Origin of the sequence: Halomonas sp. MCCC 1A11062, from assembly GCF_021404355.1 — a bacterium.
GTDB classification, from domain to species: domain Bacteria; phylum Pseudomonadota; class Gammaproteobacteria; order Pseudomonadales; family Halomonadaceae; genus Halomonas; species Halomonas aerodenitrificans.
The window spans coordinates 65,990-89,081 of the sequence record NZ_JABFTW010000006.1 but is presented as its reverse complement, the minus strand read 5'-3'; the positions used below and the strand labels follow the sequence as shown (position 1 = coordinate 89,081).

Here is a 23,092-nt window from a genome sequence, read left to right as displayed (position 1 = left end):
GGGCACTATCCGAGCATCATTCCAGCGCTGCGGAATCAGCAGGGATGCAGCCGATGCTCAGCCTCCGACAAGAGGACACTGCCATGCCAGAAAGACCAATAACGATCGCCAGGCGGACCCTGGTGCTGGATGAGCTGTTGGCACTCGCCGATGCCCATGAACGCGCCGAGGTGACCCGGTACCGAAGGCTTGCCTTCAGCTTTCTACCCTTCGACACCTCCGTGAGCCGCCTGATGGCCTCACTCGGCATCCAGTGCGAAATGCGTGTCGAGGAGCTGCGCCGTCTTTCGCATCAACTGGGCCTGCCGGACGACCCTGCCAAACAGGCAGCACAGGTCATGTCACCGCCCTTGTTCATCGATACACCGCTTCAGGCACACGAGACCCTGACCCAGGCGATCATCGATGCCGAGCACTCTCTGCATTTCCACAAGCATCTGCGCGAAGCCAGCACCGTGACGGCGCTGTACCCGGCGCAGACAGCGATCATCAAGCAGAAGCAGGCAGAGCATGTGGTACTGGAGGGCTTCGTCGCCTCACGCAGCGAACCGAGGCAGATGGAACAGCGCGCCTGAGGGCGTCAATCCCGCCCCTCGGAGTTGTGAGGCCAAGGCAGGGATCAGCCAGAACAGCATGAAGCAAAGAGGCGGCCCGAGGCCGCCTCTTTCATTTGCCCGCCTCGATTCCCATTCGAGACCGGGGCAAGATCAGCCCAGCCATATCCTGGCATTGCGGAACAGCCGCATCCAGGCCCCGTCGCGGGTCCATTCCGCAGGCCGCCAGGAGTTGGTGACCGCCCGTACCACACGCTCGGGGTGCGGCATCATGATGGTCACCCGTCCATCCGGCGTGGTGAGTCCGGTGATGCCGGAAGGCGAGCCGTTGGGGTTGGACGGATAGTGGGTGGTAACCTGGCCATAGTTGTCGACATAGCGCAGGGCAACCTGGGCACTGCCCTGCATGCTGCGCAGGTGGGCGCTGTCGCGGAACTCGGCGCGCCCTTCGCCGTGAGCCACGGCGATCGGCAGCCGCGAGCCTTCCATACCGGCAAGCAGGATCGAGGGACTCTGCTCCACCTGAACCATCGCCACCCGAGCCTCGAACTGCTCGGATTCGTTACGCACGAAGCGCGGCCAGCTGTCGGCGCCGGGAATCAGCTCCTTCAGTTGGGAGAACATCTGGCAGCCATTGCACACGCCGAGGCCGAAGCTGTCGTCGCGCTCGAAGAATGCCGCGAACTGCTCCCGCGCCCGCGGGTTGAACAACACCGACTTGGCCCAGCCGCCACCAGCTCCCAGCACGTCGCCATAGGAGAAGCCACCGCAGGCGACGAGCCCCTTGAACGAGGCGAGATCGACACGTCCAGCGAGGATGTCGCTCATGTGCACGTCCACCGACTCGAAGCCGGCGTGGTGGAAGGCCCAGGCCATCTCCAGGTGGCCATTGACCCCCTGCTCGCGCAGAATGGCCACCGCCGGGCGTGCAGTGTTGACGAAGGGTGCCGCGACATCCTCGTTCACGTCGAAGGCGGGGCTCGCCGAGAGGCCCGGGTCGCGACCGTCGAGCAGGCCGTCGAACTCGCTCTTGGCGCAGTCGGGGTTGTCGCGCAGCGCCTGCATGCGATAGCTGGTCTCGGCCCAGGTACGCTGGGCCAGCAGCCGGGTGGTCTCGAGCAGCGGCTCCTCGAACAGGGTCACGCGTACCTGGTCATCGTAGCGCGGCCGGGCGATGACGCCACAGGTCTCGATACCCGCAGCGGCGAACTGGGCCAACACCTCTTCGGTGTACTGACGATTGACCTGGATCACCGCACCGAGCTCCTCGGCGAACAGCGCATCCACCGCCTGGGTCGGCTCGTCGATCAGCCAATCGAGCTTGATCTCGAGACCGGCATGGGCGGCGAAAGCCATCTCCAGCAGCGTGACCAGCAGGCCGCCGTCGCTGCGGTCGTGGTAGGCCAGCAGCTTGCCGTCGGCGTTGAGCCCCTGGATCACGGCGAAGAACGCCTTGAGATCCTCGGGATCGTCGAGGTCGGGGCACTCGTTGCCGAGCTGACCGTAGACCTGCGCCAGCGCCGAGCCGCCCAGACGGTTCTTGCCGCCGCCCAGATCGATCAGGATCAGATCGGATTCGTCCTGCTCCAGGTTGATCTGCGGCGTCAGGGTCTTCAGCGCATCGGTGACCGGGGCGAAGCCGGTGACCACCAGCGACAGCGGTGCGGTGATGCTCTTCTCTTCGCTCTCGCCCTTGTCGCTCTCGGCCTGCCAGGCGGTGCGCATGGACATGGAATCCTTGCCCACCGGAATGGCAATGCCGAGCTGCGGGCACAGCTCCATGCCTACGGCGTGAACGGCATCGAACAGCGCCTGGTTCTCACCGACGTGATCCGCGGCACTCATCCAGTTGGCGGAAAGCTTGATGTCGGACAGCTTGGCGATCGGCGCGGCTGCCAGGTTGGTGATGGTCTCGGCTACCGCCAGGCGGGCGCTGGCGCCCGGATCGATCAGCGCTACCGGCGGGCGCTCGCCCATGGCCATCGCCTCGCCGGCATGGGTGTCGTAGCTCGCCGTGGTCACGGCGACGTCGGCCACCGGCACCTGCCACGGACCGACCATCTGGTCGCGGGCCACCATGCCGGTGATGGAGCGGTCGCCGATGGTGATCAGAAAGCTCTTGGAGGCCACCGTGGGCAGGCGCAGCACGCGCTCCATGGCCTCGCGCAGGTCGAGGTTGTCGAGCATCACGCCGGGCAGCTCCAGCGACTGGCGCTGGAACTCGCGCTGCATCTTCGGCGGCTTGCCGAACAGCACGCTCATCGGCAGGTCGACCGGCTTGCTGGCCATGGACTGGGCCTCGAAGTGGCCGTCGCGCACCTCCAGGTGATGCGCCTCGGTGGCCTCGCCGACCACCGCGTAGGGGCAGCGTTCGCGGGCACACAGCGCATCGAAGGTGTCGAGATCCTCGGGCGCCACCGCCAGCACGTAGCGCTCCTGGGCTTCGTTGCACCAGATCTCCAGCGGGCTCATGCCCGGCTCGGCGTTGGGCACCGCACGCAGGTCGAACAGGCCGCCGCGCCCGCCGTCCTTGACCAGCTCCGGCAAGGCATTGGAGAGCCCGCCGGCGCCGACGTCGTGAATGAAGCGGATGGGGTTGGCTTCGCCCAACGCCCAGCAGCGGTCGATCACTTCCTGAGCGCGGCGCTCGATCTCGGCGTTGTCGCGCTGTACCGAGGCAAAGTCGAGATCGGCGCTGGAGGTGCCGGAGGCCATCGACGAGGCGGCGCCGCCGCCCAGGCCGATCAGCATGGCCGGGCCGCCCAGCACGATCAGCTTGCCGCCGACCGGAATCTCGCCCTTCTGGACGTGGCCATCGCGAATGTTGCCGTAACCGCCGGCGAGCATGATCGGCTTGTGATAGCCGCGCCGCTCGATGCCGCCGGCACCCAGGGTGTCCTGCTCGTAGGTGCGGAAGTAGCCGGTCAGATTGGGGCGGCCGAACTCGTTGTTGAACGAGGCCCCACCGATGGGCCCTTCGAGCATGATGGCCAGCGCCGACTGCATGCGCTCGGGCTTGCCGTAGTCGAAGGCTTCCCAGGGCTGGACGAACTCGGGAATGCGCAGGTTGGACACGGTGAAGCCGGTCAGGCCCGCCTTGGGCTTGGAGCCGATGCCCGTGGCCCCCTCGTCGCGAATCTCGCCGCCGGCGCCGGTGGCCGCCCCCGGATAGGGCGCGATGGCGGTGGGATGGTTATGGGTTTCCACCTTCATCAGGATATGGATCGGCTCGCGATGCGCGGCGTAAACGGCACGCTCGGCGGCCTTGCCGGTCAGCGGGGCGGCGAAGAAGCGCCCCGCCTCGCTGCCCTCGATCACCGCGGCGTTGTCGCTGTAGGCGGAGAGAATGCCGCCCGGCGAGGTCTGATAGGTGTTCTTGATCATCTTGAACAGCGAATGGCTCTGCGCCTCGCCGTCGATCACCCAGTCGGCGTTGAAGATCTTGTGCCGGCAGTGCTCGGAGTTGGCCTGGGCGAACATCATCAGTTCGACGTCGGTGGGGTTGCGCGCAAGCTCGCGGAACGCCTCGACCAGGTAGTCGATCTCGTCCTCGGCCAGGGCCAGACCCAGCGCGACGTTGGCCTGCTCCAGCGCCGCCCGGCCGCCCTCGAGAATGTCCACCCGCCCCAGCGGGGCCGGCTCGTGATGGGCGAACAGCTGGGCGGCATCGGAGGCATCGACCAGCACGCTCTCAGTCATGCGGTCGTGCAGAGTCTCGCGGATCGCCATGAAGGCCGCTTCCGACATCGGCGCCTTGAGCGCTACGCGATAGGCGACACCCCGCTCGAGGCGGCGCACCCGCGCCAGGCCGCAGTTGCGGGCGATATCGGTGGCCTTGGACGACCACGGCGACTGGGTGCCGATACGCGGCACCACCAGGAACAGCTGGCCGTCGGCATCTCCCTGGGCACCGTCTTTGACGCCGTCGTCTTTGATGCCATAGTCGAGCAACTGGCCGAGCAGGCTCCGTTCATCGTCGGATAGCTCACCGTCGATATCCACGAAGTGCACGTAGGAAGCGTGCAGGGACTCGACCTCGGGAACCCGTGCGCGCAGGGCAGCCAGCAGCTTGTCGTGACGGAAAGCGGAAAGGGCAGGCGCGCCTCGAAGTTCGAGCATGTCTTGAAGCCTCTGAAGCAAGCGGAGGAAGGGCCGCGCGGCGGCGAAGAAAGGCGCTATGATACTGGAAAGCAGCGGGCAGACGAAATGCAGCGGATGACAGCCGTGTCTCGGGCCGTTATCGTGAAGCTCTCATCGCCGATCGTCAGCTGAATGCCCGAGTTCGCGAATCGTATATTGCTGAGCCGTCTGCGCCTGGCCGCCATACTGCTGCTGGGGGTCGTCCTGTGCCTGACCCCCTACCGCCATTTCAAGCCTGTCAGCGGACTGCTGGAAGAGGTGCGCGAGCGCGACTTCATAAGCATCCATACGCGCAATACGCCAACCACCTATTACGAGGGGCGTCACGGCCCGACCGGATTCGAGTACGAGCTGATGCGCCGTTTCGCCGAGTATCTCGGCGTCAGCCTGACACTGGATGCCCGGCACCACATTCAAAGCGCGCTGGACGCGGTGCGTCAGGAGGGCGATCTGGCGGCGGCGGCCCTGCCACTGGATCTGACTCAACCCGACCTTATCTATAGTCGCCCGATCCTCGACCTGCAACCGCTGCTGGTCTATCGTCGCGGCCTGCCGCCGGTGAAAGACCCGGAAGCTCTCGCCGGCCTGACCATCGGCACCATCCGCGGCTCGGGCACCGATCGCGTGCTGCGCGAGCTGCAGGCGGAACATCCGGAGCTCGGGTGGCGCGAATCCTCGGAGGTGGAAGTCGCCGAGCTGTTGAGTCAGGTGGAAGGTGGCTACCTGGATGCCGCCGTGGTCTTCGAGCATCAGTTCCGCATCAACCGGATCTTCTTCCCCGGCGTGGAGCGAGGTTTTCCGTTGGGCAAGCCACTCTCCATGGCCTGGGCCTTTCCTGCCAGCGGCGGCCTGGGGCTGCAACAGGCGGCCAACCGTTTCCTGTACGGCTTGAAACAGGCAGGCGTGCTCGACGAACTGGTGGCCCGGCACTTCGGCCATGACGATTACCTTGAGTACGTCGGCGCGCGGGTCTTCATCGCGCACCTCAACGAGCGCCTGCCCACCTATGCCGAGCTGTTTCGCGAAGCAGCGCGTAACACGGGCTTCGATTGGAAGCTGCTGGCTGCGCTGGGCTATCAGGAGTCGCACTGGGACCCCGAGGCCACCTCGCCTACCGGCGTGCGGGGGCTGATGATGCTGACCCTGCCCACCGCCGGTGAGATGGGCGTGAGTGACCGCCTCGATCCGGTGCAGAGCGTCGACGGTGGGGCACGCTACCTGCGTCAGTTAAAGGATCGGCTGCCCGAGTCGATACAAGGAGACGACCGCCTCTACATGGCCATGGCAGCCTACAACGTCGGGCTTGGGCATCTGTACGATGCCCGCCGTATCGCCGAGGAACTGGGTGGAGACCCCAACAGCTGGGAAGACGTACGCGAGGCGCTACCGCTGCTGCAGAAGCGCGAATGGCACAGCAAGACCCGTCATGGTTATGCGCGGGGCGGCGAGCCGGTGATCTACGTGCGCAACATTCGCCGCTACTACGAGATCCTGTCGTACGTCGACCGCAGCCAGCAGCAGTATCTGCAGTTGAACGAAGCGCCAAATGGCGTGGATGAGGAATTCCCGTTGTTCGATATCATCTCCCCCCTCCACCAGTAGAGGGTACCCATGTCCCGCCATGCCACCCTGTTGACCAGCCTGGCATTCGTTCCCCTTACCCTGGGGCTCGTCGGCGTGGGCGGCGACCAGGCCCCCTTGCACGAGATCGTCACGCTGGGCCTTGCCGGACTGCTCATCCTGGCTCAGTTGATGATGCTGCTGGGTGGGCGGTCGCTGGCCAAGGGGGTGGTAGGTGCCGTGATGCTGCCGCTGACCCTGGCCCTGGCCAGCTATGCCCTGCCGGAATACTGGGTGACATTGGAAAGCTGGGACGCCATGAGCCACGGTCTGGCCCAGGGGTTGACGCTGGAGGTATGGCGTCCGGCCTTACTGACGACCCTGAGCCTGATTCTCGTAGCCGTACTCATCGCCACCCACTCTCAGTCCACGCTGGGCGGCCCGCTGTTGCTGGTCATGGCCGTGCTGCTGAGTGCACAAGGACTGCTCGACGCTGCCGCTCCGGAGGCGCCACTGCTGCGAATGGCAGCCGGCCTCTGGACCACGCTGTCCCTGGGGCTACTGCTGGCCGGTCTGAGCGTGGCTGCGCTGCCGGGCTGGCGACTTCACGCCGCTCCACTCAGGCGGGCTCTGGTGCCCTCTCTGGCTCTCGTGCTGGCCGTGCTGCTGCTGTGGTATCACCAGAAAAACGTGACCGAGCGGGAGCTGCACGGCACCGTCGCGGCGGAAGCCAGGCAGCTCGGCCAGCGCCTCACGCGTGAAATTCAGGATCATTTGACGGCGGTGGAGCGCTTCGCCAACGTCTGGACGCTGTTCGATGCGCCTCCCAGCCAGGAAGAATGGTCGCGCCAGGCAACGCTGTATCATCGCGATTTTCGCTATCTGCTCAATATCGCCTTCATCGATCCCGACAGTCGCCTTACTCGCGTCTACCCACCCAGCGACATCAACCTTCAAGTGCTAGGTGCGCGCCTCTTCGATGTACAGCCCGCCGGGCGCGAGGCCGTGAACCGGGCGCTGTTCGAACAGCGCATCGGCCGAACCGACGTAATCATGCTGCTGCAGGGCGTACCCGGCATCATTCATTACCTGCCGATTCCCACTGATGGGCAGCGTACTCTCGGCGCCGTCGCCATGGTCATCGGGCTACCGATGCTGGCCGAGGCGTTGTTTCGTGAGGTAGATGGCCGTCACTTTGGCTTGGTTCTCAGCCAGGGAGAGCAAATCCTGGCCAACCGAATGCCTGACACACGGCTCGCGCCCTGGCACCACCAGACACAGCTCGACGTGGCAGGCACACCGCTGCTGCTCAGCGTCCAACCCAGTCATGCCCAGCTGCTGCAGCGCCTGCCGCGCCACCCGGTGGTCACGCTGATCACCGGGCTTACCCTGGCCTATCTGCTCTACCTGGTGCTGCACGGCTACACCCGCCTGGCACGCCAGCATCGGCGGGTACGCGACACCAACCGGGTGCTGCGGCGCGAAATTCGCATGCGTAGCCAACTTCAGGAGGAGGTCGAGTGGCTTGCCCGGCATGACGAACTGACACGACTACCCAACCGGCGCCTGTTCATGGAGGCGCTCGAGGCCAATGGAGCACAGCGTCCGCTGAGCGTATTGATCTGCGATGTGGATCATTTCAAGCACATCAACGATCACCAGGGCCACCTGGTGGGAGATCGCTACCTGATTGAACTGGGCCAGATAGGGCGCGAGCTGATCGAACCGCAAGGCGGACTGTTCGCCCGTTACGGTGGCGAGGAGTTCGTCGCCTGCCTGCCACAGGTCGATGCCATCCAGGCGCTGGACATCGCCGATACGCTGCGCCGACATCTCGTGGATGCCAAGTTGCTGCACCATGACGGCCAACCTCTGACCGCCAGCATAGGCGTGGTCACGCTGATCGACGGCCCGTTGGACGTTGCCGTCATCATGCAGGCCGCCGACGACGCCCTCTATCGCGCCAAGGCCGAGGGCCGCAACCGGGTCAAGGCGGCTCCGCCACTAGTGATCGCCGAGCGGGCCTGATGCCGCTTCGTCACGCTCTCGCCGGGCCTCGAAGAAGGCCTTGAGCAGCTTGGCGGCGCGCGCGGCCAGCACGCCACCCTCAACCGTGACCCGATGATTGTGCCAGGGCTGGGCGAACAGGTTGGCCTTCGATTCGACCATGCCGGTGCGCGGCTCCGCCGCCCCGTAGACCAGCCGGGCGATGCGCGCATGGATGATCGCCCCGGTACACATCAGGCAGGGCTCCAAGGTGACGTAGAGCGTGCACCCATCCAGACGATAGTTGCCCAGCCGCCGGGCGGCATCGCGCAGGGCACGAATCTCGGCATGAGCGCTGGGATCGTGACCCGAGATGGGCGCATTGAAGCCCACTCCCACGATCTCTCCGGCCGGGCTCACCACCACCGCCCCCACCGGCACCTCGCCGGCCGCCAGCCCTTCACGGGCCTGGTCCAGCGCCCGATGCATGTAGAATTCGTCACTGCGCATCGGCGTGGACTCCGTTATGCTGATGCCTGAAACAATCGTATGATACGCCCTGAGGAAGCCACATGTCCGACGCCCTGAACCAGCTCGTCGCCCTACTCGGCCTGGAAGAGATCGAGGAGAACCTGTTCCGCGGCCGCAGCCAGGACCTGGGTCTGCCACAGCTGTTCGGCGGCCAGGTACTCGGCCAGGCGCTTTCGGCGGCCACCCGCACGGTAGATGCCTCGCGCCAGGCGCATTCGTTGCATGGCTACTTCCTGCGTCCAGGCGACCCTCACCGCCCGGTAGTCTATCAGGTCGACAGCGTACGCGATGGCGCCAGCTTCACCACCCGGCGTGTCACCGCCATTCAGAAGGGGCGCCCGATCTTCTTCTGCAGCGCCTCCTTTCATGGCCGCGAAGAGAGCATGGCGCACCAGATGGCGATGCCCCAACTGGCAACGCCCGAGGCCCTGGCCCAGGACCCCAGCGCCCGCCTGGAGCGCTTTCCCGGTCACCCCATCGAGTTCCTGCACCTGGGCGACGAAGCCGAGCCGGGGCAGCCTTCACGCAAACGGCTGTGGTTCCGTCTCACCGGCGAGCTGCCCGACGATCCTGCCCTGCACCGCTACCTGCTGGCCTACAGCTCCGACTTCAACCTGCTGACTACGGCGCTGGTGCCCCACGGTATCACCTTCCGCGACCCCAAACTGCAGATCGCCAGCCTCGACCACGCGCTGTGGTTCCACCACGATGTGCAGATCAACGACTGGCTGCTCTACGACATGGACAGCCCCTGGGCCGGCGCTGCCCGAGGGTTCGCCCGCGGCAGTATCTACGACCGCAGCGGCCGGCTGGTCGCCTCCACCGCCCAGGAGGGGCTGACCCGGCTACACAACTAAAGTTAAGAACATTACGACTAAGGTTAAGAACATTTTAGCGTCAAGTTTCATGGTTTTCGGCCGATGTAAGTAAGTGCTTGCCTCCCGTACAAGCCTTACTTAGTCCCGAGATCATAAACATGAAAGAATCGGCCATAAAAGCCTCCTCTGCGCTGGGCCTGCAGGCCCGTATCCTGCTGTTGGTACTTGTTCCGCTGCTCTTGACGACCGTCGGCCTGGTGGCCCTGGATGCCTATAGCCGCATCCAGAGCAGCCAGGATGCGCTAGACCGCCAGCGACAGCTGCTGATCGAGACTCGCCAAGCCGGCGTTCGCGACGTCGTCGAGAGCGCCCGCACGGCCATACGACCCATCCTGCAGGATGCCAGCCTGAGCGATGGCGAGAAGCGCGAGCGTGCCGCGGCAATCGTGCGCGCCATCCAGTTCGAAGGTAACAACTACGTCTTCGCTTACCAGTACGACGGGCTCAATGTCGCCACCGCCCCCATGCCCCACCGCGAAGGCACCAACATGCTCGGCGTTCAGGCACCGGACGGCGCCTACATCATTCGCGATCTGATCGACGTCGCGCGGCAGGGTGGCGGCTTCTATGCCTACCCTTGGGAGTATCCCGGCACCAACGACATCGAGCCGAAGTACTCTTATGCCACTAACGTGCCCGAGTTCGACTGGATGCTGGGTGCCGGCGTCTATATCACCGACATCGACGCTTCCATGGCCGAAGCCGGAGTGCTGGCAGCGGCAGAGCTGCGTCGCTCTATCGTGATTTCCACCCTCACCGGACTTGCGATCTTCATCATCGTAGCAGCGGTCTCGGTGTGGCTCGTACGTCGCACCGTGCAGCCCATCCGCCGCACCGCCGAGGCCATGCGCGACATCGCCAAGGGCCAGGGCGATTTGACGCGTCGTCTGAAAATCGAGAGCCGCGACGAGATCGGCGAGCTGGCCGCCCAGTTCAACGCCTTCGTCTCACGCATGCAGGAGACCCTGCGCGACGTGCGGCGCAGCACCACCAGCGTGCACCAGGCCGCAGAGGAAATCGCCCAGGGCAGCGACGAGCTGGCCACTCGTACCGAGCAGGCCGCCGCCAACCTGCAGGAGACCTCCGCCTCGATGGAGGAGATTACTGCCACGGTGAACCACAGCGCCGAGTCGGCCGAGCAGGCCAATCAGTTGGTCATTGCCACCTCCCAGGTCGCCCGCGAAGGGGAAGCCGCAATGCAGCAGGTCGAGCGCACCATGAGCGACATCGACACCTCCTCGCAGCGTATCGCCGAGATCATCGGCCTGATCGACGGAATCGCCTTCCAGACCAACATTCTGGCGCTGAATGCCTCGGTCGAGGCGGCACGGGCCGGTGAGCACGGTCGCGGTTTTGCCGTGGTGGCCCAGGAAGTCCGCTCACTGGCCAGCCGTTCGGGCGAAGCCGCCCGGGAAATCCGCGCTCTGATCGACACTTCCGTGAGCCATGCCCGCGACGGCAGCGCCATCGTTCAGCGTGCCGGCGAGACCATGCGCGAGATCGTTACCAGCGTCGCAAGGGTCAATGACGTCATTGCCGAGATCAGCGCCGGGGCCCGGGAGCAGAACGCCGGCATCGGCCAGATCAACGTTGCCGTGGCAGAAATGGATACCATGACCCAGCAGAATGCCGCCATGGTGCAGCACACCAGCACCACCGCCGGCGAGATGCGACGCCACACTCAGCACCTGAGCGAGCTGATTGGCACCTTCGTACTCGGCGAAGATGGTCATGCTCAAGCTGCGATGCGACGGCCTGCCACAGCGGCCAAGCCGCGTGCCGCACTGCCTCGCCCTGCCACAGATCCCAAGCCGCACCAGGCACGCCAGGCCGATGAGGAGTGGGAAACCTTCTGAGTCGGTCCAACAGCAGCCAGGGCGGGCTAATGCCCGCCCTGGCCAGTCACTTGCACTGCCCGTTGCTCCGCAAAGACCGCTCCCGGCTGTTCCTGGCAGACTCTGGCGGCGACAGGACATTGAACGGCGCAAGCGAGCTCCCATCTTGAGGAGCACGCATTACCAGCGTGTCAGAAACTATCCCACTCCGGTTCCATCTGTCGCTTCGCCTGACTCGGCCGGGGGTCATGACTCTCAGCGGGTGGCGCGACCAGGGTAGCCTTACTCTTGGCAACGATACGACCTGAGATGCCAGCCTGGCGCATGTCCTGTCGATGAATCTTGAAGGACGCCACCGCTTCGCTCAGCTCCCTCGCCTGCTGCTCCAATGACGCCGAGGCATTGGCCGTCTGCTCAACCAGAGCCGCATTGTCCTGGGTCACCTGGTCCATCTGATTCACCGCTACACTCACCTGCTCGACGGCAGCATTCTGCTCCTGAGAGCCGCGTGCCACTTCATCCATCAATTCGGTCACGCGCTTTACGCCTGTCACGATCTCATCCATCGCCGTACCCGCCTCATCGACCAGCAGGCTTCCTTCCTTGACGATCCCAGCATTCTGATCCACCCGTGACTGAATTTCCTGCGCCGCATCGGCACAGCGCTGAGCCAGATTGCGTACTTCCTGCGCAACGACGGCAAAACCACGGCCCTGCTCGCCGGCACGAGCCGCCTCCACCGAGGCGTTGAGGGCGAGGATATTGGTTTGGAAAGCAATGCCATCTATGACTTCGATGATGCCACTGATCTTCTCCGAACTCTCGTTGAGCTCGCGCATCTTTCCCGCCACCAAGTCGGCCTTTTCACCCCCGGTTTCGGCACTTTGGCTCACCTCGCGGGTCAGCTGGTTAGCCTGGGCCGCATGCTCGGTATTCTGCTTAACCGTAGCGGCAACCTGCTCCATGCTGGTTGCGGTTTCCTGCAGACTGGAAGCCTGCTCTTCGGTTCGCTGGGAAAGATCGGTATTTCCCGAGGCTATCTGCCCTGAGCCCGTGGCTATGTTTCCTGCCGACTGCTGGATCGAGACGATCAGCTCGCGCTGCTGTTCCTGCATGTCAGCCAGTGCTCTCAAGGCAAGCCCTACCTCGTCCTTCGCGCCGGTCACGATAGGCTGGCTGAGATCGCCTTTGGCCATGAGCGAAAAATGCTCCATCATGCGCTTGAGCGGCTGCCCGATGGCGCGAATCAACCACCAACTCATGCCAACCGAAACCAGCAAAGCGAGAAGAAAGGCGCCAATGATGAGGTTTCGCTCGAACACGTAATAATCCAGGGCGCTGGAAAATTCATCCTGAGCAACTGCCGCTTGCAAGTCGATCAATTCATGAGCCACATCGTTGGCAGCCTGGAAGAGAGGGAGCGTAAGCTGCTGGTATACGCGATTACCGGCCGAAAAATCACCATCCGCATAATACTCCAGTGCTGGCTCGAGCCCTGTGGCAACAAATTCTCCCTGACGGGTTTCGAACATTTCAGCGAGCTGACGTTCTTCATTTGTCAGTCGATGCGCGGTGAACGCTTGCCAAGTGACGTCTATCTCTTCGGCATTGTTTTCTATGTCGGCTTGTATGTCGCCAAATGAACGGGCCTCTTCACCGCCTCGCTCCAAGCGGGGATCATTCAGCACCATTTGGCTCATGGCAATGAGATTCTCACGCATGAGCTCGTCTATTCGAGTTAGCTGTATAGTGGGAATGAGCCTATCTTCGTATACGGTCTGGATGGCCCGATTGCTGGTATTCATGCCACTTAGTCCAAACCCACTTACCAGCAGCAGGAAGGCAAGAAACATGATGCTGAACATGATGAGTCTTGCTTTTATGGTAATCGTCATTGCCGTCTCCGTGTCTATGTCGTACACACAGCCGACAATTTCCTCAATGAGCCATTCCTTCAGGGCAGCGCTCTAGCAACAAGCGTCACAACTGATTTGGCGATGCCATCACAAAGGGCAAAAGCTCTAACTCATGCTTCACCTGAGCGGAATATCCAATGAAGAAAACTGCGGCCTCAATACACTTAACGGCCTCAGTATAAGTAACTTTAGGAGAATTTAATTAATTATAATTAGAGCATTATAATTCACCTGAAAGGTTTCTTTAAAGGTCTCATGTACGAATACCAGGCACGTCCTGCCTGGGCCTCGGCATGGGCTCACGCGGCGGCACGTCGGTGGTGACCTCGATCTCGTACTCCTCGCCTTGCTGCCAGTAGCGTAGCCGGGCGTCTTCGTCCACGGCCGTGTCGCGCACCAGTTCGAGATAGCGCAGCGGCGTTTCGGGCACCTCACCGTTCACTTCTAGCAGCAGCGCGCCCAGCTCCAGGCCGGCGTCGGCCGCTGGGCCACGCACGTCACTGACCAGCACGCCAGGTTGGTCGGGCAACCCCAGCGCTTCGCGCAGATCGGCAGTGACCGGCGCCACGGTGATACCGAGCGCCACCACCACCTGATCGTCCAGACCTTCGTACTCGATGTCCCGTGCCGCCTCGAGCACCTGAGGTGCCACATGAATACTCGCCCCGGCATGGATGGCCAGAGCGATGGCGTCGCTGGGGCGACTGTCGATACGCACCCGCTCGTCGCGCCCCGGCAGGCTCAGCTCGAGCATGCCGAGAAAGGTGTGGTCGACGATGGCATCGACATACACACGCTCCAGGGTGGCTTCCATCTCACCCAGCACATCGCTCAGCAGGTCGTGAGTCATGGGCCGCGGCGAACGCTCTCCGGCGAGGCCGCGCAGGATGGCACCAGCCTCGTTGACGCCAATGAAGATGGGGATCACCTCGCGAGCCCCCGGCTCCCGAAGCAGCACCACGGGCGGGCCGCCGAAGCCGGCCACCCCCACCGTGGCGATCTCTACTTCGACCATCTCGCCAATCTCGGCAGCAAGCTCCCGTGCGCTGGCGGCACCCATCGAGGCCGCCAGCAGCGCGACACCGCACAGCAACGACAGCAGGTAACTCCCGAGTTTTGGCAACGACATAGATTTCTCCGGCAAGGCTGCAGGTCATGGGTTCAGCATGGCACCCATGGCGCCGGCCCGCCATGCCGTTACTCCTCCTGCTCCGGCTGGCATCTAGAAAACCAAAGAGAACAGCACACCCAACAGCGCACAGCCGCCCAGTACCTTGAGCATGCCGATCTTGAAGTGGAAGATGGCGGCCATGGCGCCGGCGGCCAGCAGCAGGGCCAGAGGATCCAGCGTGCCGAACTGCGGAATCAGCAGGCGCACCCCGAGCAGATGCCGCTCGACGACTTCGGCAAAGATCACGTGAAGACCGAACCAGATCGCCAGGTTGAGGATCACCCCCACCACCGCGGCGGTGATGGCCGAGAGCGCAGCACTGAGAGCGCGGTTGTCACGCAGCCGCTCCACGTAGGGGGCACCGAGGAAGATCCACAGGAAACAGGGCACGAAGGTCACCCAGGTAGTGAGTACCGCCGCCAGGGTCGCCGCAAGCATGGGGTCGAGCCCGACGGCCTCGCGATAGGCGCCCATGAAGCCGACGAACTGCACCACCTGGATCAGCGGGCCCGGCGTGGTCTCGGCCATGCCCAGGCCGTCGAGCATCTCCCCCGGGGCCAGCCAGCCGTAGTTCTGCACCGCCTCCTGGGTCACATAGCCCAGCACGGCATAGGCGCCACCGAAGGTGACCACCGCCATCTTGCTGAAGAAGGTGGCGATCTGACTGAACACGTTGTCGCCCCCCAGCATGACCAGCAGCAGCGCCACCGGCGTCAGCCACAGCAGCAGGAAGATTGCCGAGACGCGCAGCGACCAGCTGCGATTTGGGCGCGCATGGGCCGGCAGCCCCTCCCCGAGCAGAGAATCACGGTCGCTCAGCCCATGAGCATCACCTTCCCCGTGACCGCCTCCCGCCTGGAAGGCGGTCATGCCGCGCTTGCCGCCCCAGAAGCCGATCAAGGCGGCTCCCAGGATGATCAGCGGGAAGGCGAGTTCGAGAAAGAAAATCCCCACGAAGGCTGCCGCCGCCAGGCCGATCATTACCCGATTACGCAGTGCCCGCTTGCCGATACGCACTACGGCGTGGAGCACCACCGCCAGCACGGCGGCCTTGAGGCCGAAGAAGAGGCCTTCCACCAGGCCCACGTTGCCCAGCGCGGCATAGAGGTAGCTCAGCGCCAGAATGGCGATGAAGCCGGGCAGCACGAACAGGCTGCCCGCCACCAGGCCGCCCTTGGTGCGGTGCATCAGCCAACCGATGTAGATGGCCAGCTGCTGGGCCTCCGGCCCCGGCAGCATCATGCAGTAGTTGAGCGCATGCAAAAAACGCTTCTCACCTATCCACTTCTTCTCCTCGACGAGGATGCGATGCATCACCGCAATCTGGCCGGCCGGGCCGCCGAAGCTCAGCATGGCCACCCGTAGCCAGACCATCACGGCCTCGCGGAAGGGAACCTGATGGGGCGTTTCGTTGACAGGGGGCATGGATACGCTCACGAAGATGATGGCAGCATTGGGATGTAGAGCGTATAACACTCATGTTACGCGTACAACGATATGAGATGACATGACAGACGACAGACGCTGGCTGGTTTTGGTCATGAGCCTGAGCGGGAGAGCAGGCACGCCACGCATGCGAGTCTGGCGGGCGCTTCGCGCCTTGGGGGCCGCCGTGCTGCGCGATGGCGTTTACCTGCTGCCGGCCAGCGAAGACCGCTTCATCGCGCTGCGACAGCAGGCCGAGGCCATCGAGGAGATGGGCGGCAAAGTCCTGCTGCTGGCAGCGGATGAAGCCGCCATGACGTGCACCGAGGGATTGCCTGCACTGTTCGAGCGAGTCGAGGAATATGCTGAGCTGCAGGAGCCGCTGGCCGCGTGGCATCGGCAGCTCCCCCGTCTCAACGCACGCGAGGCGCAGCGCCGCCTGCAGCAACTGCAGCGGCGCTTTCAGGCCATCGTCGAGATCGACTTCTTCCCGGGGGCGGCAAGGGAGCAAGCCGCCGCCGCGCTGGCCGACGCCGAAGCCGCCTTCAATCGCCGCTTCGTACCCGACGAGCCCCAAGCCACCCGAGCAGCGATACCCCGCCTCGACCGGCAAGCATATCGCGGGCGGCTGTGGGCCACGCGGCGACACCTGTGGGTGGATCGCGTGGCGTCAGCCTGGCTGATCCAGCGCTTTATCGACCCCGAGGCGCGCTTCCTGTGGTTGGAAACCCCGGGGGAGTGCCCGCCTGAGGCGCTGGGGTTCGATTTCGACGGGGCCGCCTTCACCCATGTCGATGACAAGGTCACCTTTGAGGTACTGCTGGTGAGCTTTGCGCTGGAAGGCGATACCGCCCTGGCCCGGCTCGGCGAACTGGTCCACTACCTAGATGTCGGCGGCGCCCCCGTGCCGGAAGCGGCCGGGCTTCAGCTGATGCTCAGCGGCGCCCGGGAACGCTGTTCGGATGACGATACCCTGTTGGCCCATGTGGGGCCGCTGCTGGATGATCTCTATCAGGCCTACCGAAGTACTGACGGAAGCCTCTAGTCAGGCTCCCGCCAGCGCCCATGGCAGCGACTCATGTCGCAACACGGGCTCAGGGCGATCACCCTTGACCGTCACTCGCTCTCCCCGTCGCACCTGGCCAGCGTAGTCGAAGACGGCACGGTGCTGGGTGCAGCGATTGTCCCAGAGAGTCACCGTGTTGGCAGTCCACTGCACGCGCACCTGGAACTCCGGTGTCTCCTGATGACGATAGAGAAACTCCAGCAGGGCCTGGCTCTCCGCATGCCCCAGCTCGACGATCTCACGGGTGAACCCCCGATTGACGAACAGGCTCTTTCTCCCGGTTTCTGGATGGCGGCGGACCACCGGGTGCAACGCCTCGGGGTAGGGAGTCTCGCTCTTGATGCCGAAGCGGCTGCGGTCCTGAGCGCGTTGATCGCCGTAGTGAAGTCGGTAGGTGGCCTCCCCGGAGTGCACGGCGGTCAGCTCCTCGAGGAAGTTCTGCATGGCGGGCGACAGCGCATCATAGGCGGCATAACCGCTGGAGAACAGGGTGTCGCCACCGAATTCTGGCACCTCGCGCAGGTAGAGGATGCTCCCCAACGGCGGCTCCGGATCGCAGGAGACATCCGAATGCCAATGCCCACCATTGACGGCTTTCTTGCCTGCGCGGATCGCCTTGGGATCGTTGGAGGAGTTGGCCCCCGCCTCGATAGGGAATATTTCCGGATAGCCTTCTGGCCCCTTGGCCATGGGGTGGACATGGAGTTCGCCGAAGCGCTTCCCGAGGGCGATATGCTGGTCGCGAGTCAGCATCTGGTCGCGCAGCACGAGAACCTGATGCTCCAAAAACAGGTCATGCAGTCGTTTAAACTCCCGTTCGTCCAGTCTAGCCAGATCCAGGCCACTGATCTCGGCACCGATATGGCCGCTTAATTTCCTCACCTTGGGCGCTTGTTCGGGCATGAGAGTTCTCCGTATTTCAGGGATTGAGCTGCCCTATACAAGCAGTGGCCATGGCAGTTTCCCAATGGCAATTCCCGCTTAACACATCACGATAAGCGGATTCGACAAGAGCTGAAAAACATTTCACTGGTTAAGTGATTTGCACAGCAGGACAACTCATTGGCGAGCACTTTGCGGCGTCGGCAAGGTGACGGTTCCTTGATTCATCCTGGAACTGGGAGCCTTCCATGCCAATACAGCACTCTCGTGTCGCCGCAATCGCCCTGTTGGCTTTGGCCACTACCGCCGGCGGACAGCCCGTAGAAGCCAACGAACGCATTCGCATCGCTGAGCAGTTCGGCATTACCTATCTGCTGCTGCACGTCATCCGCGACCAGGAACTGATCGAGACGCTCGGGGCCGAACGGGGCCTCGACATCGAGGTGGAGTGGCGCCAGCTCTCCGGCGGCGCGGCGGTCAACGACGCGCTGCTCTCCGGCGCGATCGATATTGCCAGTGCCGGCGTGGGCCCGCTGCTCACGGTATGGGATCGCACCCGAGGAAGTGCCAACGTCAAGGGCGTGGCCTCGCTGGGCGAATTTCCCAACTTTCTGCTGACCAACGATTCCGCGGTGTCCTCGCTCGAGGACTTCGGCCCCGAACACCGCATCGCCGTACCCGCCGTCGGGGTGTCGGTGCAGTCGCGCTTCCTGCAGAAAGCGGTGGCCGATACCTTCGGCCTCGAGTCCTATGATCGGCTGGAAGCCAATACCGTCTCACTGCCGCACCCGGATGCCACGGCCGCCCTGCTCTCCAACGGCACCGAGATCAGCGCTCACTTCTCGGCCATCCCCTTCCAGTATCAGGCGCTGGAGCAAGAAGGCATCCACAAGGTGACCGACTCCTACGAGATCTTCGGCGGACCGATCTCTCCCACACTGCTTTATGCCACCGAGCGCTACCGCGAGCAGAACCCCGAGGTATATGCCGTCTTTCTGGAGGCCCTGGCCGAGGCCCGCGACTATATCGAGCAAGATCCGGCCGGCGCCGCAGAGACATACCGCCGCGTCACCGGCAGCCAACTGGACAATGACTTTCTAACGACCCTGATCACCGACGAGCAGGTGAGCTTCTCGCTGGTGCCGCGCAACACCTACCCCCTGGCGGAGTTTCTGCATCAGGTGGAGGCGATTGGCCACTTGCCGCAAAGCTGGCAAGAGTACTTCTTCGACGAGGCTCATGCCTGGGAGGGAAGCTGATGACGGCAGCTACGGCAACTTCACTGGCCAGGCGGCAAGCCAGCACCACACCGCACCCACAAACCGGCACACCGCGCCTGGCGGTGGATGGCGTCACCCTGGAGTACCGCACGCCCCGCCAGGTGGTTAAGGCCACCCAGCGGGTCAGCTTCGATGTGCAGGAAGGAGACCGCTACGTTTTGCTGGGTCCCTCGGGATGTGGCAAATCGACCCTGCTCAAGGCAGTGGCCGGTTTTCTCTCACCGGCAGAGGGAGAGATCCGGCTCGATGGCCAGCGGGTCGCCGGACCGGGGCCCGACCGAGTGGTGGTATTCCAGGAGTTCGACCAGTTGCCGCCCTGGAAGACGGTCAAGCAGAACGTGATGTTCCCCCTGCTGGCCTCGCGCACCCTCGGGCGCCGCGAAGCGGAACAAAGAGCCCTGGCGACGCTTGAAAAGGTGGGGCTCGCCGCCTTCGCCGATGCTTATCCCCACACTCTCTCCGGCGGCATGAAGCAGCGGGGCGCCATCGCCCGGGCGCTGGCCATGCAGCCGCGTATCCTGCTGATGGACGAGCCCTTCGCCGCGCTGGATGCGCTGACCCGACGCAAGATGCAGGAAGAGCTGCTGGCCCTCTGGGAAGAGGTCCGCTTCACCCTGCTGTTCGTCACCCACTCCATCGAGGAGGCGCAGATCATCGGCAACCGGGTGCTGCTGCTTTCACCTCACCCCGGACGCGTTCGCGCCGAACTGGGCTGCGAGACGGATAGCCTGTCGAGCCTCGGCAGCGCCGCCACCAAGGCGCGCACCCAGCAGATTCACCGGCTGTTGTTCGAGCACGAGAGGCCGTCATGAGCGAACCCCGTCCTTATCGCTACGCCACGCACCTGGCCTGCCCACGCTGCGAGGCCGACTACGCACTGGACAGCCTCCGGCAGCTCTGCGCCTGCGGCTCACCGCTGCTGGTGCGCTACGACCTGACGCGTCTGGCGGCGACCTGGCGGCCTGAGCAGCTGGCCGAGCGCCCCTGGAGCCTGTGGCGTTATCACGAACTGCTGCCGCTGGCCCGGCCCGAAGCGATCGTCAGCCTTGGCGAGGTGGTGACCCCGCTGGTCGAACTTCCTCGACTGGGCGACGACATGCGGCTGCCAAGGCTGGTCATGAAGGACGAAGGACTGCTCCCTACCGGCTCCTTCAAGGCTCGTGGCGCAGCGGTCGGCATCTCCCGCGCCCGGGAGCTGGGCGTCACTCACCTGGCCATGCCCACCAACGGAAATGCCGGGGCCGCCTGGGCGCTCTACGCCGCCCGTGCGGGCATCCAGGCCACCATCGCCATGCCCGAGAATGCGCCATATATCACACGGCAAGAGTGCGCCCTGGCCGGTGCCCACTTGTCGCTGGTCGATGGCCTGATCAGCGATGCCGGTCGTCAGGTGGCAGGCTTCGTCGCAGCCACCGGCGTCTTCGATGCCTCCACACTCAAGGAGCCCTATCGCATCGAAGGCAAGAAGACCATGGGACTGGAACTGGCCGAGCAGCTCGGCTGGCAGCTGCCCGATGTGATTCTCTACCCCACCGGGGGCGGCGTGGGCCTGATCGGCATCTACAAGGCGCTGCAAGAGCTCCAGGCCATCGGCTGGGTGTCGGGGCCCTTGCCACGACTGGTCGCCGTCCAGGCCAAGGGCTGCGCGCCAATCGTGCGCGCCTGGCAGGAGGGCGCTCGCGAGTCGCGCTTCTGGGAACAGAGCAGAACGCGGGCCTTCGGCATCAATGTGCCCAAGGCGCTGGGCGACTTCCTGGTGCTGGAAGCCCTCTACGCCACCGAGGGACGGGCCATCGCCGTCAGCGAAGCCGCCATCGACTGGGAGCAGCGTCGCGCCGCACAGCTCGAGGGCACTTTCGTCTGCCCCGAGGGGGCTGCCGTACTGGCCGCCGCCCGGGAGTTGAGCAGCCTGGGCGAGATTCCCGCCGATGCTAGGGTCGTCGCCCTCAACACCGGCGCCGGCATCAAGTATCCGGATAACCGCGACCTCGGGGTGCCGCGACTGGCTGCCGATGAGGCGCTTCCCACCCCTGATTCGACCGCAAGGAGGCCGTCATGAGCCTGCATACCCTGAGCCTCGGTCGCGACAGCCGGCCCGACCGAATACACGACCTACCCCCTGTCGAGCCCGGCGAGCTGGCGGTGGCTCGCCCCCTCTGGCAACGCCTCTGGGATCTGAGCGCCGTGCGCAAAGGGATGATCCTGCTTGCACTCGTGCTCCTGTGGGAGCTGGCCGCCCGCTATCAGGCCAACCCTCTGCTGCTTCCCGGTGCCAGCGATACCGCAACGGCTCTCTGGCAGGGGCTTGTCTCCGGCACCCTGATCCAGCGCAGTGCGGTGTCGCTCTCGGTGCTGCTCAAGGGCTACGCCCTGGGCGCCGTGCTGGCCCTTGCACTCACCACGCTGGCGGTCTCCACCCGCCTGGGGCGCGACCTGCTCAGCAGTCTGACATCCATGTTCAGTCCACTGCCGGCCATCGCTTTGCTGCCCCTGGCGCTGCTATGGTTCGGCCTTGGCGAGGCCAGCCTGGTTTTCGTGCTGGTGCACTCGGTGCTGTGGCCGATGGCCGTCAATATTCACCAAGGCTTCCAGGGGGTCTCCGAGACGCTGCGCATGGCCGGTCGCAACTATGGGCTGCACGGCCTGCGCTACGTGGCGCATATCCTGATCCCCGCCGCGTTGCCGGCGCTGCTGGCCGGGTTACGCATCGGCTGGGCCTTCGCCTGGCGCACCCTGATCGCCGCCGAGCTGGTGTTCGGCGCCTCCTCCGGGCAGGGCGGGCTTGGCTGGTACATCTTCCAGAACCGCAACGAGCTCTATACCGACAACGTCTTCGCCGGTCTTGTAGTGGTGATCCTGATCGGCCTGCTGGTGGAGAACCTTATCTTCAATAGCCTGGAACGCATCACCGTCAAGCGCTGGGGCATGGTGCACTGAGCGCTACCTCGAAGCGGGCGCGCTCTTTTCTGACCGCGGCACGCCCACCCTGATCGTCATCTGACAAGGAGAGCCGACATGCCCCTCACCCAAGTGATCGATTACTTCAATGCCCATCTAGAGGCCTTCAACCCCCAAGCCAGCCTGCGTCGACATGCCCGCTTTCTCTATGAGAACGGCAGGGTGTCTGCCGAACTGGCGGGCAAGCGCGTACAACCAGGCCAGCAGCCTATCTTCGAGCTGGCCGGTCTCTCGGCGGTGGCCCACGACAGCCATATCCAACTGCTTGACCAGCATAGTGCCCAACAGACGACCGACCCGCTCTATTTCCTGAGCTGGGATAGGGAGGATGTGATCTTTCTGGACCGTTTCCTGCGCGTATTACATGCCTTGCACCACCTCTCGCGCCATGGGGTCGATGCCGCCCCGCTGATCGTCGACGTGCATTGGCGCCATCTCCAAGCCGTGGAAGCCTCCCATGGGACGGTCTTCGAGGCGCTGTTGGCTCGCCTGGGGTTATACCCACGCCAGGTCGTGCTGCGCCTGAGCGCACTACGGTTGTTGACGGACGCTCACGCGCATGATGCAAGCCGAAGCTTTCACGCACATGGCTACCACCTGCTGGCTCATGGAGTACCGCTGGATACCGAGCCCTCGGCCTGGCGCCAGCTATTGGACGCTGGTGTTGAGTGGGTCACGCCCGAACCCCATGCCATGAGCCTGGCCCGCCAGGGGCGCCAGCACTGGGCAAGGCTCACGCAGTGGAATCGCGAGGCGCGTACAGCGGGCTTGACGGTTTGGTGGCCGATGGTCGACAACCCAGGAGATCTCGGTATCGTCACGCCTCTGGAGCCAACTCTGGTCAGTGGCAACTTAATGGGCGAGATGCTAGATGGGGGGGCGAGCGCAGTCAGCCAACGCGCTTGACGCT

The 23,092-nt window shown here is 64.2% G+C and carries 17 protein-coding genes; 11 read left to right on the top strand and 6 right to left on the bottom strand.

Annotated features, from left to right (window positions below; genetic code table 11):
• The first annotated feature begins 83 nt into the window (after positions 1-83).
• Positions 84-575, top strand: a complete 492-nt coding sequence (locus HOP58_RS08415) for a hypothetical protein (protein WP_141638679.1) — start codon at positions 84-86, stop codon at positions 573-575.
• 132 nt (positions 576-707) lie between these two features.
• Here HOP58_RS08415 and purL read toward each other — a convergent pair whose 3' ends face one another.
• A complete protein-coding gene (gene purL, locus HOP58_RS08410) occupies positions 708-4,673 on the bottom strand; it encodes a phosphoribosylformylglycinamidine synthase (RefSeq protein ID WP_234252685.1) in 3,966 nt (1,321 codons plus the stop codon).
• A gap of 177 nt (positions 4,674-4,850) precedes the next feature.
• Between purL and mltF the strand changes: the two genes are divergently transcribed.
• Together mltF and HOP58_RS08400 are read left to right on the top strand one after the other, a co-directional pair.
• Positions 4,851-6,296, top strand: coding sequence for a membrane-bound lytic murein transglycosylase MltF (mltF, locus tag HOP58_RS08405; protein ID WP_267963357.1), 1,446 nt, complete (start codon positions 4,851-4,853; stop codon positions 6,294-6,296).
• Between the two features lie 9 nt (positions 6,297-6,305).
• On the top strand, positions 6,306-8,282 hold the full coding sequence (locus HOP58_RS08400) for a sensor domain-containing diguanylate cyclase (RefSeq protein ID WP_234252684.1): 1,977 nt from the start codon (positions 6,306-6,308) through the stop codon (positions 8,280-8,282).
• Here HOP58_RS08400 and tadA read toward each other — a convergent pair.
• A complete protein-coding gene (gene tadA, locus HOP58_RS08395) occupies positions 8,259-8,750 on the bottom strand; it encodes a tRNA adenosine(34) deaminase TadA (protein WP_010629751.1) in 492 nt (163 codons plus the stop codon). The genes HOP58_RS08400 and tadA overlap by 24 nt on opposite strands.
• 62 nt (positions 8,751-8,812) lie before the next feature.
• Between tadA and HOP58_RS08390 the strand changes: the two genes are divergently transcribed.
• Both HOP58_RS08390 and HOP58_RS08385 read left to right on the top strand, forming a co-directional pair.
• Complete coding sequence (locus HOP58_RS08390; RefSeq protein WP_234252683.1) at positions 8,813-9,628, top strand: acyl-CoA thioesterase II; 816 nt, start codon at positions 8,813-8,815, stop codon at positions 9,626-9,628.
• 119 nt (positions 9,629-9,747) lie between these two features.
• Positions 9,748-11,505: a methyl-accepting chemotaxis protein gene (locus HOP58_RS08385; RefSeq protein ID WP_234252682.1), complete on the top strand. Its 1,758-nt coding sequence runs from the start codon at positions 9,748-9,750 to the stop codon at positions 11,503-11,505.
• A gap of 170 nt (positions 11,506-11,675) precedes the next feature.
• On the opposite strand, the gene HOP58_RS08380 is transcribed toward HOP58_RS08385, so the two are convergent.
• From HOP58_RS08380 to chrA, 3 genes are all read right to left on the bottom strand, one after another.
• Positions 11,676-13,379 carry a methyl-accepting chemotaxis protein gene (locus tag HOP58_RS08380; protein WP_234252681.1) on the bottom strand — a complete coding sequence of 568 codons (1,704 nt, stop codon included), beginning with the start codon at positions 13,377-13,379 and terminating at the stop codon, positions 11,676-11,678.
• Between the two features lie 274 nt (positions 13,380-13,653).
• A complete protein-coding gene (locus HOP58_RS08375; protein ID WP_234260095.1) occupies positions 13,654-14,529 on the bottom strand; it encodes a bifunctional nuclease family protein in 876 nt (291 codons plus the stop codon).
• Between the two features lie 93 nt (positions 14,530-14,622).
• The gene (gene chrA, locus HOP58_RS08370) at positions 14,623-15,996 is read right to left on the bottom strand and encodes a chromate efflux transporter (protein ID WP_234260094.1); all 1,374 of its coding nucleotides are present in this window, start codon (positions 15,994-15,996) and stop codon (positions 14,623-14,625) included.
• Positions 15,997-16,078: 82 nt separating this feature from the next.
• On the opposite strand from chrA, the gene HOP58_RS08365 reads away from it, so the two are divergent.
• Positions 16,079-17,041 carry a chromate resistance protein ChrB domain-containing protein gene (locus HOP58_RS08365; RefSeq protein WP_234260093.1) on the top strand — a complete coding sequence of 321 codons (963 nt, stop codon included), beginning with the start codon at positions 16,079-16,081 and terminating at the stop codon, positions 17,039-17,041.
• Here the strand turns inward: HOP58_RS08365 and HOP58_RS08360 are convergent, their stop codons facing one another.
• Positions 17,042-17,965, bottom strand: a complete 924-nt coding sequence (locus HOP58_RS08360) for a TauD/TfdA family dioxygenase (RefSeq protein WP_234260092.1) — start codon at positions 17,963-17,965, stop codon at positions 17,042-17,044. It abuts the gene before it with no gap.
• A 227-nt stretch (positions 17,966-18,192) separates the two neighbouring features.
• Here HOP58_RS08360 and HOP58_RS08355 point away from each other — a divergent pair, with 227 nt between their 5' ends.
• From HOP58_RS08355 to HOP58_RS08335, 5 genes are all read left to right on the top strand, one after another.
• Entirely contained in the window at positions 18,193-19,203 is a 1,011-nt protein-coding gene (locus tag HOP58_RS08355) for an ABC transporter substrate-binding protein (protein ID WP_010629759.1), read from the top strand.
• Positions 19,203-20,036: an ABC transporter ATP-binding protein gene (locus HOP58_RS08350; protein WP_234260091.1), complete on the top strand. Its 834-nt coding sequence runs from the start codon at positions 19,203-19,205 to the stop codon at positions 20,034-20,036. The genes HOP58_RS08355 and HOP58_RS08350 overlap by 1 nt, the downstream gene beginning before the upstream one ends.
• The gene (locus HOP58_RS08345) at positions 20,033-21,283 is read left to right on the top strand and encodes a threonine synthase (RefSeq protein ID WP_234260090.1); all 1,251 of its coding nucleotides are present in this window, start codon (positions 20,033-20,035) and stop codon (positions 21,281-21,283) included. The genes HOP58_RS08350 and HOP58_RS08345 overlap by 4 nt, the downstream gene beginning before the upstream one ends.
• On the top strand, positions 21,280-22,161 hold the full coding sequence (locus HOP58_RS08340; protein WP_234260089.1) for an ABC transporter permease subunit: 882 nt from the start codon (positions 21,280-21,282) through the stop codon (positions 22,159-22,161). Before HOP58_RS08345 ends, HOP58_RS08340 begins: the two co-directional genes overlap by 4 nt.
• Before the next feature lie 78 nt (positions 22,162-22,239).
• Positions 22,240-23,088: a hypothetical protein gene (locus HOP58_RS08335; protein ID WP_234260088.1), complete on the top strand. Its 849-nt coding sequence runs from the start codon at positions 22,240-22,242 to the stop codon at positions 23,086-23,088.
• Positions 23,089-23,092 lie beyond the last annotated feature (4 nt).

Coding starts and splice junctions, on each gene's coding strand:
- HOP58_RS08415 (WP_141638679.1), top strand. CDS start 84: ATGCCAGAAAGACCAATAACGATCGCCAGGCGGACCCTGGTGCTGGAT.
- purL (WP_234252685.1), bottom strand. CDS start 4,673: ATGCTCGAACTTCGAGGCGCGCCTGCCCTTTCCGCTTTCCGTCACGAC.
- HOP58_RS08400 (WP_234252684.1), top strand. CDS start 6,306: ATGTCCCGCCATGCCACCCTGTTGACCAGCCTGGCATTCGTTCCCCTT.
- tadA (WP_010629751.1), bottom strand. CDS start 8,750: ATGCGCAGTGACGAATTCTACATGCATCGGGCGCTGGACCAGGCCCGT.
- HOP58_RS08390 (WP_234252683.1), top strand. CDS start 8,813: ATGTCCGACGCCCTGAACCAGCTCGTCGCCCTACTCGGCCTGGAAGAG.
- HOP58_RS08385 (WP_234252682.1), top strand. CDS start 9,748: ATGAAAGAATCGGCCATAAAAGCCTCCTCTGCGCTGGGCCTGCAGGCC.
- HOP58_RS08380 (WP_234252681.1), bottom strand. CDS start 13,379: ATGACGATTACCATAAAAGCAAGACTCATCATGTTCAGCATCATGTTT.
- HOP58_RS08375 (WP_234260095.1), bottom strand. CDS start 14,529: ATGTCGTTGCCAAAACTCGGGAGTTACCTGCTGTCGTTGCTGTGCGGT.
- chrA (WP_234260094.1), bottom strand. CDS start 15,996: ATGCCCCCTGTCAACGAAACGCCCCATCAGGTTCCCTTCCGCGAGGCC.
- HOP58_RS08365 (WP_234260093.1), top strand. CDS start 16,079: ATGACAGACGACAGACGCTGGCTGGTTTTGGTCATGAGCCTGAGCGGG.
- HOP58_RS08360 (WP_234260092.1), bottom strand. CDS start 17,965: ATGCCCGAACAAGCGCCCAAGGTGAGGAAATTAAGCGGCCATATCGGT.
- HOP58_RS08355 (WP_010629759.1), top strand. CDS start 18,193: ATGCCAATACAGCACTCTCGTGTCGCCGCAATCGCCCTGTTGGCTTTG.
- HOP58_RS08350 (WP_234260091.1), top strand. CDS start 19,203: ATGACGGCAGCTACGGCAACTTCACTGGCCAGGCGGCAAGCCAGCACC.
- HOP58_RS08345 (WP_234260090.1), top strand. CDS start 20,033: ATGAGCGAACCCCGTCCTTATCGCTACGCCACGCACCTGGCCTGCCCA.
- HOP58_RS08340 (WP_234260089.1), top strand. CDS start 21,280: ATGAGCCTGCATACCCTGAGCCTCGGTCGCGACAGCCGGCCCGACCGA.
- HOP58_RS08335 (WP_234260088.1), top strand. CDS start 22,240: ATGCCCCTCACCCAAGTGATCGATTACTTCAATGCCCATCTAGAGGCC.